The organism is Pseudoalteromonas sp. GW168-MNA-CIBAN-0100 (assembly GCF_040309225.1).
GTDB lineage: Bacteria > Pseudomonadota > Gammaproteobacteria > Enterobacterales > Alteromonadaceae > Pseudoalteromonas > Pseudoalteromonas arctica.
In genome coordinates this window covers 42,991-55,237 of the sequence record NZ_JBEOOL010000022.1, presented here as the reverse complement: position 1 = coordinate 55,237, position 12,247 = coordinate 42,991, and the positions used below count along the sequence as shown (strand labels likewise).

The 12,247-nt window shown below is 39.1% G+C and carries 13 protein-coding genes; 7 read left to right on the top strand and 6 right to left on the bottom strand.

The window, feature by feature from the left end; translation table 11 throughout:
* Positions 1–147: 147 nt before the first annotated feature.
* Positions 148–795 carry a porin family protein gene (locus tag AAEY62_RS14160; protein WP_024608776.1) on the bottom strand — a complete coding sequence of 216 codons (648 nt, stop codon included), beginning with the start codon at positions 793–795 and terminating at the stop codon, positions 148–150.
* A 333-nt stretch (positions 796–1,128) separates the two neighbouring features.
* On the opposite strand from AAEY62_RS14160, the gene ettA reads away from it, so the two are divergent.
* The 5 genes from ettA (at position 1,129) to AAEY62_RS14135 (ending at position 5,597) form a co-directional block, all read left to right on the top strand.
* The gene (ettA, locus tag AAEY62_RS14155; protein WP_007581203.1) at positions 1,129–2,802 is read left to right on the top strand and encodes an energy-dependent translational throttle protein EttA; all 1,674 of its coding nucleotides are present in this window, start codon (positions 1,129–1,131) and stop codon (positions 2,800–2,802) included.
* 156 nt (positions 2,803–2,958) lie between these two features.
* The gene (locus AAEY62_RS14150) at positions 2,959–3,327 is read left to right on the top strand and encodes a PilZ domain-containing protein (protein WP_007581201.1); all 369 of its coding nucleotides are present in this window, start codon (positions 2,959–2,961) and stop codon (positions 3,325–3,327) included.
* Positions 3,328–3,380: 53 nt separating this feature from the next.
* Positions 3,381–4,289: a histone deacetylase family protein gene (locus AAEY62_RS14145; protein ID WP_350635154.1), complete on the top strand. Its 909-nt coding sequence runs from the start codon at positions 3,381–3,383 to the stop codon at positions 4,287–4,289.
* 62 nt (positions 4,290–4,351) lie between these two features.
* A complete protein-coding gene (locus tag AAEY62_RS14140; protein ID WP_350635152.1) occupies positions 4,352–4,846 on the top strand; it encodes a TlpA family protein disulfide reductase in 495 nt (164 codons plus the stop codon).
* Between the two features lie 85 nt (positions 4,847–4,931).
* Positions 4,932–5,597 carry a hypothetical protein gene (locus tag AAEY62_RS14135; RefSeq protein WP_024589272.1) on the top strand — a complete coding sequence of 222 codons (666 nt, stop codon included), beginning with the start codon at positions 4,932–4,934 and terminating at the stop codon, positions 5,595–5,597.
* On the opposite strand, the gene pdxR is transcribed toward AAEY62_RS14135, so the two are convergent.
* Entirely contained in the window at positions 5,598–7,055 is a 1,458-nt protein-coding gene (gene pdxR / locus AAEY62_RS14130) for a MocR-like pyridoxine biosynthesis transcription factor PdxR (RefSeq protein ID WP_350635150.1), read from the bottom strand.
* A gap of 106 nt (positions 7,056–7,161) precedes the next feature.
* On the opposite strand from pdxR, the gene AAEY62_RS14125 reads away from it, so the two are divergent.
* Together AAEY62_RS14125 and AAEY62_RS14120 are read left to right on the top strand one after the other, a co-directional pair.
* Positions 7,162–7,737, top strand: coding sequence for a GNAT family N-acetyltransferase (locus AAEY62_RS14125; RefSeq protein WP_350635148.1), 576 nt, complete (start codon positions 7,162–7,164; stop codon positions 7,735–7,737).
* Entirely contained in the window at positions 7,737–8,324 is a 588-nt protein-coding gene (locus AAEY62_RS14120) for an FMN-binding negative transcriptional regulator (RefSeq protein WP_101217748.1), read from the top strand. The genes AAEY62_RS14125 and AAEY62_RS14120 overlap by 1 nt, the downstream gene beginning before the upstream one ends.
* 61 nt (positions 8,325–8,385) lie before the next feature.
* Here the strand turns inward: AAEY62_RS14120 and cyoE are convergent, their stop codons facing one another.
* Genes cyoE through cyoB form a run of 4 tightly spaced genes read right to left on the bottom strand, consistent with a single transcriptional unit; the run spans position 8,386 to position 12,247 of the window.
* Complete coding sequence (cyoE, locus tag AAEY62_RS14115) at positions 8,386–9,270, bottom strand: heme o synthase (protein WP_350635146.1); 885 nt, start codon at positions 9,268–9,270, stop codon at positions 8,386–8,388.
* A 9-nt stretch (positions 9,271–9,279) separates the two neighbouring features.
* The gene (gene cyoD, locus AAEY62_RS14110; RefSeq protein WP_010555185.1) at positions 9,280–9,636 is read right to left on the bottom strand and encodes a cytochrome o ubiquinol oxidase subunit IV; all 357 of its coding nucleotides are present in this window, start codon (positions 9,634–9,636) and stop codon (positions 9,280–9,282) included.
* The gene (gene cyoC / locus AAEY62_RS14105; RefSeq protein ID WP_007581168.1) at positions 9,636–10,262 is read right to left on the bottom strand and encodes a cytochrome o ubiquinol oxidase subunit III; all 627 of its coding nucleotides are present in this window, start codon (positions 10,260–10,262) and stop codon (positions 9,636–9,638) included. The genes cyoD and cyoC overlap by 1 nt, the downstream gene beginning before the upstream one ends.
* On the bottom strand, positions 10,259–12,247 hold the full coding sequence (gene cyoB / locus AAEY62_RS14100) for a cytochrome o ubiquinol oxidase subunit I (RefSeq protein WP_007581166.1): 1,989 nt from the start codon (positions 12,245–12,247) through the stop codon (positions 10,259–10,261). The genes cyoC and cyoB overlap by 4 nt, the downstream gene beginning before the upstream one ends.

Here is a 12,247-nt window from a genome sequence, read left to right as displayed (position 1 = left end):
ATGTATAGATGTCTAAATGAAATTTATTCATTCTATTAAATTAGGATTTACCGAGGTGGTATGTATGAGGAAAAACGCCTCTATTATAAAATAACCTGCTTTAATATTTTGAAGTAGCGCTACTAAAAACGAGTAGCACATATACAGTTAAAAACGGTAAACCACAGATAAATTAAGTGCGTAAATATCGCCTTCATCTGTATCAAAATATTGGTATTCAGCGCTTAATTGCCAGCGTTGAGTTAACCTAAAGTCAACGCCAGTTCCGTACGTTACGCCGCCTTCGTCGTAGTTTTGCTCAGTTATTAACGTAGAATTTGTATCTGTACCAGTTATTGATTCTGCAAGGTTTTTTAAGTCGCCTTCATTGTAACTTAATTTATTTCTACCATAGCCACCAAATAAAAACACATCAGCTCGAGATGAAATTGGATAATTAGCTTTTACAAATATACTTGTTTGCAAATCAAGGCTTGAATCGATTTCGCTCTTAATGAATTCTGAGCTAAGCGAACCGTCCTGTGGGTTCTGAGTGTAAACAATTCCGTTTAGAGGAGTTGACTCATCATTTAACCCAAAACCTATACGCCCTTCTAATGCAAAGTATCGCGAAAACTGATATCCAAACCGGCCGTAAAGCGTTGTAAACTGTATGCTATCACTCTCGTATACATCAATTTGCGTAGACCCTATCCCTATTCCTTGGTAATAACCATTTACATGGAGTATGTCTGCTTGGCTCGAAAATGAGTATAAACCTAAAAGTAATGCCCCTAACTTTGTAACTATTTTCATGTTCATTCCTTTAAATCTTTGTAATATTTAATAATATGATGTCTAACAACAAACTAAGTGTGGCCTGCCTATATAACTTGCTTATACTTTACAGCTTGTAAATATACTGTACCACTTTTGTTAAAAATGGAATGTATTTGAACAATATAAAACAATAGATTACAGAATTTTACATAATAGAAATCCTGTAATAGTAGTGTTTTAAACGAGCAATCAAAACAAAGTACCGCTTAGGTAAGCGTATTGTTCTATACAGCATTCGTTGACTGTTTCACCCGTCAGCCACTACAATACAACATTGAAATTTTTATTATTATTTGAAGGCTTTCCTCCATGGTTTTACCTGATAAATTTATATTCTCGATGAGTCGAGTATCTAAGGTTGTGCCACCTAAGCGCACTATCTTAAAAGATATTTCGTTACACTTTTTTCCTGGCGCTAAAATTGGTGTGCTTGGTTTAAACGGTTCTGGTAAATCTACGTTACTACGTATTATGGCCGGTGTTGACCAAGATTTTGAAGGTGATGCACATCCTCAGCCTGGTACAAAAATTGGTTATTTACCGCAAGAGCCTGTTTTAGACGAAAGCAAAACAGTTCGTGAAATTGTTGAAGAAGCTGTTGGCGAAGTTAAACACGCACTTAAACGTCTTGACGAAGTGTATAACGAATACGCCATGGAAGACGCTGACTTTGATGCACTTGCAAAAGAACAAGGCGAGCTTGAAGCTGTTATTCAGGCGCACGATGGTCATAACATCGACAACGTTTTAGAACGCGCAGCTGATGCACTTCGCCTGCCAGAGTGGGATGCTAAAATTGAGCACCTTTCAGGTGGTGAGCGTCGTCGTGTTGCTATATGTCGATTATTGCTTGAAAAACCAGACATGCTTATTCTCGATGAACCAACTAACCACTTGGATGCTGAGTCGGTTGCATGGTTAGAGCGCTTCTTACACGATTACGAAGGCACTGTTGTGGCGGTAACGCATGACCGTTACTTCCTTGATAATGTAGCGGGTTGGATATTGGAGCTTGACCGTGGTGAAGGTATTCCATGGGAAGGTAACTACTCTTCTTGGCTTGAACAAAAAGATGCGCGCTTACAGCAAGAACAAAAATCTGAAAAAGCACGTCAAAAATCAATTGCACAAGAACTTGAATGGGTTCGTTCAAATCCTAAAGGTCGTCAAGCTAAGTCAAAAGCACGTATGGCTCAGTTTACTGAAATGCAGCAGTCTGATTACCAAAAACGTAACGAAACTAACGAGATGTTTATTCCACCTGGCCCGCGTTTAGGCGACCAAGTACTTGAAGTAACAAATCTTCGTAAGAGTTTTGGCGATCGCGTTTTAATTGACGATTTAAGCTTTAGTATGCCAAAAGGTGCCATTGTGGGCATTATTGGTGCTAATGGTGCGGGTAAATCAACGCTGTTTAAAATGATCAGTGGTGAGCAAAAGCAAGACAGCGGTAGCATTACCGTTGGCGAAAGCGTACACCTTGCTACTGTTGATCAGTTCCGAGACGGTATGGACGAAAGCAAAACTGTTTTCCAAGAAATATCAGACGGCCAAGACGTACTAAAAATTGGTAACTTTGAGTTCCAAAGCCGTGCGTATGTAAGTCGCTTTAACTTTAAAGGTAACGATCAGCAAAAGTTTGTTAAAGACCTATCAGGTGGTGAGCGTAACCGTTTACACCTTGCTAAGTTATTAAAAGCTGGCGGCAATGTGTTACTACTCGATGAGCCAACCAATGACTTGGACGTTGAAACACTACGTGCACTAGAGAACGCTATTTTAGAGTTTCCTGGTTGTGTAATGTGTATCTCGCATGACCGTTGGTTCCTTGACCGTATTGCTACGCACATTTTAGATTACCGCGACGAAGGTCAAATTAACTTCTTTGATGGTAACTATACTGAATACGAAGAGTGGCTTAAAAAGACACTAGGTGCAGCAGCAACTGAACCTAAACGTATTAAGTACAAAAAAATTGGTTAATATTTACTGTAGCTAATTTATTACAGTAATACTAAGCCCTGCATTTATGCGGGGCTTTTTTATGCCACCAGCATTACAGGAGCATATCCTGCTAGCATGTAGAGAATTACCCGCTATGCTTAATTTATTATAAAAACAGTAAGGCTAAATTAGGTTATGCAAAATCGTCGTCAGTTTTCTCGTGTTTTATTTTCAACCGATGCACAAGTGATTTTTAATGATCACCAATACCCATGTAAATTACTTGATGTATCTTTGCATGGCGCATTAATCACTAAATGTGATGCTTTTATTGGCAACCAAAATAGCCAAGCTGTTCTGCGTTTTTCGCTGCCTCAAAGCGAAATAGAAATAAAAATGGAGGTTGTGGTGTGCCATATAGAAGCGGATCATATTGGTTTAAAATGCCACCATATTGATATAGACAGCATTACTTATTTAAAGCGTTTAATAGAGCTAAACTTAGCTGATGACGAACTATTACATCGCGAACTCGCTATGTTGATTCACGACACGCAAGAATAGACTCATTTGGATTAGTTGATTACCATAGTGCAAACTTTTTAACTTGTGCAAACATGACTTTAAATCCACATTTACCTTTGGTGTATCACCCTAACTACTCGTTTAATTTCGATCCAAAGCATCGTTTTGCAATGAGTAAGTTTGCACATTTATATCAGCATGTAGCAGAGCTGGGTTTGATTAGCGATAACCTGGTTGAGCCAATATTAGGCACGCCAGAGCCACTTGAGCTAATACACTGCGAAAATTACATACACGATTTGTGGAATAACCGCTTAGATGAAAAAGCAATGCGTCGCATTGGCCTACCTTGGTCAAAAGAGCTTATGGCACGTACCTTTACAGCACCTCAAGGTACGCTGCAAACAGCTCGTTTAGCACTTAAACATGGTATAGCGTGCCACTTAGCTGGTGGTACACACCATGCGCATACCGATTTTGGCTCAGGCTACTGCATGGTTAACGATTTAGCCTTTACTACGCAAACTTTAATTGAATCGCGTGAAGTAACTAACGTACTTATTTTTGATTTAGACGTGCACCAAGGTGATGGCACAGCCGCAATGTTAGAGCATCAAGCATACGCTTATACTTGTTCTATCCATTGTGAAAAAAACTTCCCCTTTAGAAAGTCCGCTAGCGATTTAGATATTGGCTTAGCCGATAACATGAAAGACGACGAATACCTTGCCATAGTTGACGACACCTTGAGTTATTTACTTAAAGAGCTAAACCCAAGCTTGGTACTTTACGATGCTGGTGTTGATATTTGGCAAGGCGATGGCTTGGGTAAATTAGATATCAGCTGGGATGGCATAGTTAAGCGCGACCATTTAGTGCTAAAACGCTGCCTTGAACACAACACACCCGTTGCTACAGTAATAGGTGGTGGCTACGATAAAGACCATCTTCGCCTCGCTAAACGCCATGCTATTGTTGTTGAGCAAGCCGCTCGCTTTTAGTTTGAAATAAAAATGTTAAATTCTCGTTCTTATTTAATATGTAAAATAAGAACGAACATATTATGAAGCAACTATTTATTGCCATCGCACTAATTTTTATAAGCTTTACAAGCCATTCGCAAGAAGAAAGTACGCAAGAAACATACCCTAAGCTACCTACATTAAATTTACAAATGGCTGATGGGTCGCCGCTCAATACTCAAGATTTATTAGGTCAACCTTACGTTTTACACTTTTGGGCAACGTGGTGTCCGTACTGTAAAAAGCTGCAGCCAGCACTTCAAAAAATTGATGATATGGGCTTAAAAGTTATTGCCGTGAGCTTTAAAGAAGATGACGATGCTACTCCCGCTAAAGCACTTAGCGAAAGAGGTTATACTTTTAAAACAGCTGTAAAAGCCGATGCAATAGCACAGCAATTAGGTATACGAGGCACACCTACTACATTGTTTGTAAATAAAGAAGGCAATGTAATTTGGCTGACTAATACGTCAAACCCAGAGGACGCAAACCTACATTTAAAGGCACGAACATTGTTGCACTCCATATCTGAGTAATAATATAGGTCTAAATTTAGTTTAAAAATATAAGTAATATAAACTTTATACTACAATTTAAGCTCATAAATTAATTGAGATTATAATGCGCCTACTACTTACTTTATTACTAATCACTTTAAGTGGCTTTGCCGCAGCTAAAGAAGAAAAAGCAGAACTTCCACCGGTAGACCCCGCTTACAATGCTGAGCATCCTATGGCTTTGGTTAATCAAGGCTCGTCTATTATTGCAATGAATTTACCCACCTATAATTTACCCAATGATGTGCAAGTTGTTTATAAAATAGGAAACCCCGATGTTCCATTTTTAGGCTTTGTTAGAAATGCCGAGTTAATCACCGTAAAGCCACAAGCGTTTAATATTCAGCATTTAATGCGTGGTGAAGAAATTACGATTATTGCCGATATTTACGAGGGTGATTATCAACAAGGTGGTAGTTTAATTTATTCAAAAAAAGAGTTGGTCTTGAGTAAGCAGCTGTATGCCAGAGAACTAAAAGATTTAAGTGAATCATCGCAATGGCAAGACTACGACATGATTACACTAAGCGGCACTGAGCGTATTTATATTCATAAAATTCAAAAAGCACCGAGCTATAACCATCTTATTTTTGTCGATTTAGTTAATGCGTGTATGCAAAAGCTTCGTACCTCAAAACGTGTCCCAGCTGAAAATGAGCTTACTTATAAATTTATTAATTGCGGCACCCTTAAACCACTTTATTACAATGCTGATGATTTTATGAAATAGTCATTTATATTCAGTTATTAGTTTGAGCCCTTGCTTCATTGCCTCAACTGATTGTCCTGCAAAGCCTAAGCGAACATAACTATATTGCTTAGGCATTAAACTTCTCACTGAATCAGCAAAGTAAAACTCATATTCTGCTTGTAAATATACGCTTTTACTTTGCATTGCTTGTTTTATATTACTCGTATTTTTATTTAAGTTAACCCACATTGCCATGCCGCCATCTGGCTTTTTATACTCTATTGGTAACCCCTGTGATTGCAGCAACGCCAACGTGTTGTCCATTGCTTCATAACGTTGTTTATAGTGTTTAGTCATGCGCTTTAAGTGTCGCTCAAATCCACCTTCTTGCATAAAGTGCGCAACGGCTAGCTGCATAACCACATCATTTTTATGATTCATTAACTGCTTCCATGCGGTTAACTGTGCTAATACTTCAGGAGCTGCACAAATGTAGCCAATTCTAGCGCCTGAGAACATGATTTTAGAAAATGTAGATAAGTAAATAATAATCCCAGCGGGATCGTCCCCAGCCATAGGCTGTAATGGCTGACAGCGATAATGAAACTCGTGATCGTAATCATCCTCTACAATCATTACGCCATACTCATAACATAATTGATAAATTTGCATGCGCCTTGTAGGCGAAAGCGTAACGGTAGTTGGGTATTGATGTAGCGGGGTTAAGTACAGCATTTTTATTGGATATCGTTTAAGTTGCGCTTTTAAATCATCAACACATAAACCATATTCATCTTGTTTTATATCTATTAATTGCGCGCCACAAGCAGCAAACGCTTTACGTGCTGGCGGGTAGCCTAAAGTTTCAACGGCTACGAAGTCATCTTTACTTATAAATGCCTTTGAAATTAAAAATAAAGCTTCTTGTGAGCCATTACATACAAGTAAGTCTGATGCTTTTAAATTTCTAGTTTTATGTAAGTAATCACTTATCTGAGCTTTTAGCTCACTCACTCCACCTATATCACCATAATGAAGTTTACTGGTATCTAAATGATTAAATACATGGCTCATAGAGCGTTTAAATTCTTTATAGGGAAAGCTATTTAAATCAGGAAGTCCACCTGCGAAATTATATACGTAGTCTTTTAAATTCATTGCTGGAACAGGCACGGCTAACTCTGTAGCAAATTTATAAGGTTTTGGTGTTAAAACTGGCGTGTGCTCACAGTTAACACTGCTTTGAATTGGCAGTGTTTGAGTGACGCTATACCCAGAGCGTTCATGGGACTCTAGCCATCCTTCGGCTACTAATAACTGCAATGCGTTCATTATTGTATGACGGTTTAACTGATACGTTTGCGCCATAACTCGAGCAGAACTTAGTTTTGTACCAGGTGCAATATCTCCCTTTACGATAGAACCGCGCAAAGCATCTGCAACTTGTAAGTACTTAGCTTTGTTTGAGTTATTAAATTCAATATTAAGCGGTTGCATGTTATTCCTTTATAACTGGTATAGCTAAAAAGCCAATTCTGGTTGTTTTTACCAAACCAAATTAGCGTACATTTGTTGTTCGTAAATAGCAAAGCTTAGAGGCTACATGTTTACTCAACAGATACATAAAACAAATAAGGTCATATTAGAGCCATTAAATTATGAGCATTTAAACGGCCTATATAAAGCTGGGCAACATCCAAAAATATGGGAATGGGTATTAAGCAACTTTACAAAAACACCCGAACAGTTAAAGGAATGGTTTACTACAAGTGCACAATTTAATAAAAAAGAACAAATTGTATTTGCCATAATAGACATAGCCAGCAAAGAGGTTGTAGGCACTACACGACTATTTAGATTAGATGCACATAACTTAAGTGCTGAAATTGGTCATACATTTATAAGCCATCACTGGCAGCAAACTTATATTAATACTCACACTAAATATTTACTGCTTAGCTATGCTTTTGACGCGTTGAATTTAGTGCGAATAACATTTAATACTCACGAACAAAATCAAAAATCTCGAAATGCAATTACTCGACTAGGATCCCAATTTGAAGGTATAGCTTATAAAGACAGACTCCTTAGTGATGGGAGTTACAGAAGCACTGCAAAATTTAGCATTATTGACGAGCATTGGCAGAGTATTAAATTACAGTTAAAGGAGAAGCTTTAATGTACCCACCAATACATTTTCAAGAACATAATATTGAACGTTTGCAGGCTTTAGTTGAGCAATTCCCTCTAGCGAGTATTTTAATGCCCTGCTCGCAAAGTGACTTAAATAATATATGCCAAGTCCCTGTATTATATGAGCACTCACGTAATGTATTTATTGCTCACGTAGCAAAACATAACCCGCTAGCGCAATGTAATAAACAGTCAGTAAAATTACTATTTAGTGGCGATAACTGTTATCTATCTCCCTCGTATAGTAATAATAAAACACTGCCGAGCTGGCTTTACTCATCTGTACAAGTAACCGCAAAGGTAGTGATTATTAAGAGCGACATTGAGAAAGAAAAAATAATGAGGCAATTAACAACCTATTTTGAGCAACCCTTTAAGCCAATGTGGGATGTTACTGACGTGCCCAAAAGCAGTCGCCAAGCAATGTATCAACAATTAAGCTTTATAGAATTTACTCCCACTCATTGGAGTGGAAACTTTAAGCTAAGCCAAAATAAATCACCAGAGGTAAGAGCACGTATAAAACAAAGCCTAGAACTTGCCAATAAGCGCTCTATTGCACAGCTATTTTAGGCATAAAAAAAGGCTCTTTCGAGCCTTTGGATTAACTTTGGAATAGTTAAAAAATTTTAAATTAGGTAAGCGTTAATAGCTGTGGAGCAACACTATGATAATCAACAGCCATAGCAATGCTTAACGCTGTAATATTAATAATTGAAAATGCGAACACTTTACGTGCCCAGCTACTCATATCAATATTACGACGATAACCACGTAGCGCCATTAGCAACCACCAAAAGCTGGTAATACAAGCAACAGCCATAAAAGCAGCACCTGTGTAGCCAGTAATTGGCAGTAACATCACCACTAATGCGTATACAGCAATATAAAGCACAATGTGGCGTTTTGCTTTGTCGATACCTTGCGCTACAGGTAATACTGGAATACCTGCAGCTTGGTAATCTTTAAAGCGAAAAATAGCGATGGCGTAAGAGTGCGGCATTTGCCACAAGCTAAACATAACTAGCAGTATTAATGCGCCCATATCGAACTGCCCTGTTACGGCGCAGTAACCTACTACTGGCGGTACAGCGCCAGAAAGGCTGCCTACAAAAGTGCCATATACTGAGTTGCGTTTCATGTAGAGGCTATAAATCCCCACATAAATTACGTAGCCAAAGGCTGCAAAAAATACCGCGGCTTGAGTGGTATAGGCGATAAGTAAACCAAAGCCAATAACGCCTAATAAAACACCGTGGCTAAGTGCAGCAAAGGCCGACATTTCGCCAGTTACTGTTACCCGCGTACGAGTACGTGCCATGGCTACATCAATGTCTCTATCTATAACATTGTTGATAGCACAACCTGATGCAACCACTAGCGACAAACCAATTAATGTGGCAATCATTAACCATGGGTCTATATCACCGCGCGAGGCAAGTAAAAACCCGCCCGCTACGCTGATCAAATTGCCCATAATAATACCCGGCTTTGTCACTGATAAATAACGACGAAACATCTTCAACTCCTAGTACATCATCATTGCGTTAGATTCATAAATGATCCAAACAGATAACCCAACAACCATTACGATGATCAGAGCACTGAATAGGAATGAGAAAGTACTTGCACGGCCATTTTCGGTCGTAAAATTAAGGTGTAAAAAGTACTTTAAATGCACCCAAATTTGTACGATTGCAAAAGTAACAATGCTCCAAAGCGTTGTTGCTTTTGAGAAGTCACCTTCCATAACCATATAAAACGGTATAGCAGTTAAAATTACCGATAGCACAAAGCCAATTAAGTAAGTTTTAACACTGCCATGAGATTCATCATGATGATCACTTTGCGTTTGTTTTAACGCATGCGTTTCGCTGTGGCTCATTACATTGCTCCCATCAAATAAACAACGGTAAATACACAAATCCAAACAATGTCTAAGAAGTGCCAAAATAGGCTTAAACAGCTTAAGCGAGTTACGGTTGCTTTACCCAGACCGCGTTTAGCAACTTCAATCATCATTATGGTCATCCAAATTAGTCCAGCCGTTACATGTAATCCATGCAAGCCAACTAATGAGAAAAACGATGTTAAAAAGGCACTTTGTTGTGGGCCATTACCATGCACAATTAGGTGATGAAATTCGTATACTTCCATACCAATAAACACAGCACCTAAACAAAACGTAACAAATAACCAAGTCAGTGTTAGTGCCTTTTTTTGCCCTTGAGCGGCAATCATGGCAAAGCCAAAGGTAATACTACTAATAAGTAGTGCAGCAGTTTCTACTGCTACAAAGTCGAGTTCAAAAATATCTTTACCCGATACACCACCCGCTGTGTTCATAAATAACACAGCGTAAGTGGCAAAAAACGAGGCAAACAATAGGCAATCGGTCATTAGGTATAACCAAAAACCGAATATGGTGTCACCCGATGTATCGTGATGATCATGCGCGTGGGCATGGTCATCGTGCGATACTGATTCTAAATTTGCAGAAAGTGTACTCACGCTTTTAGCTCCTTAATGCCACTTGAATTATACGCAGCTTCAGTGCGTGCAATTTCATCAGGTTGAATATAGTAATCAACATCGCTGGTGTAACAACGTTTGATAAAGATGGCAATTGCGCCTACTAGCCCAACAACAGCTAACCACCAAATATGCCAAATCATTGCAAAACAAAATACTGTTAAGCTTGCTGCCATTAACACGCCAGCTGATGTGTTTTTAGGCATATGAATAGGGCTATAGTTTGCTTTATCTTGGTATGCTTGGCCTTTTTCTTTCATGTCGGTCCATGCATCAATATCATCGATGTGTGGAATTGTTGCAAAGTTATAAATTTGCGGAGGTGAACTTGTAGCCCACTCAAGTGTGTGGCCGTTCCATGGATCGCCTGTTGTATCGTCGAGCGCTTCACGGTCTCTAAAGCTCACATATAATTGAATTACTTGGCTAACAATACCAAACATAATAATTACAGCACCGCCTGCGGCAATGTATAACCAAATGTTCCAATCTGGGTTGTTAGTGTGGTTTAAACGACGTGTCATACCTAAGAAACCAAGTACGTACAACGGCATAAATGCAACGAAGAAACCGATAATCCAACACCAGAATGATGCTTTGCCCCATTTTTCGTTAAGTTTAAAGCCCATTGCTTTAGGGAACCAAAATACAAAACCAGCAAGGTAGCCAAATACAGCACCACCAATAATGGTATTATGAAAATGTGCAATTAAGAATAAGCTGTTATGCAGTACGTAATCGGCACCAGGAATAGCAAGTAATACACCGGTCATACCGCCTACGGTAAAGGTAACCATAAAGCCAAGTGTCCAAAGTACCGGTACGCTAATACGTAAGCGACCTCGGTAAATGGTAAATAACCAGTTAAACAACTTAACCCCAGTTGGTACAGCAATAACCATGGTCATTACCCCAAAGAACGCGTTAACGTTAGCACTCGACCCCATCGTAAAGAAGTGATGTAACCAAACAATAAAGCCTAAAATTGAGATTGCACCGCTGGCGTAAACCATCGATTTGTAACCAAATAAACGTTTACCGGCAAAGGTAGAAATAATCTCAGAGAAAATACCAAACGCTGGTAATACTAATATGTATACCTCAGGATGACCCCATGCCCAAAACAGGTTGATGTACATCATGGCGTTACCGCCCAATTCATTGGTAAAGAAGTGGAAATCGAGATAACGGTCAAGCGTTAGCATTGCAAGTACAGCAGTTAAAATTGGGAATGATGCTGCAATTAAGATGTTTGCCCACGTACATGTCCATGTGAAAATTGGCATTTTCATTAGGGTCATACCTGGTGCACGCATTTTAAACACGGTTGCTAAAAAGTTTACTGCTGTTAGAAGTGTACCGAGCCCGGATATTTGCAAGGCCCAAATATAATAATCCACCCCCACCCCAGGGCTAAAGGTCAACTCCGAAAGCGGTGGATAGGCCACCCAACCTGTTTTAGCAAACTCACCAAACACTAGCGACATATTAATTAAAATGGCACCGCTGGCTGTAAACCAAAAGCTTAAGTTATTTAAAAATGGGAATGCAACATCGCGAGCACCAATTTGCAGTGGTAAAACAATGTTCATTAAACCAATCATAAATGGCATAGCCATAAATATGATCATAATTACGCCGTGGGCAGTAAATATTTGGTCGTAGTGTTCAGGTGGTAAATAACCGGGCGCACCACTGGTAGCAAGCGCTAACTGAGCACGCATCATAATGGCATCAGAAAAACCACGGAACAGCATTATTAGTGCTAAAAGAATATACATTACGCCTAAGCGTTTATGATCAACAGACGTGATCCAGTCGCGCCAAAGCACGCCCCATTTTTTATACTTTGTAATAAGCCCGGCAATAATAAGCCCAGCTATAGCAATAACCGACATCGTGAACACAAGAATTGGCTCATGAAACGGAATTGCGTCTATTGTTAGTTTACCTAATAACGACAT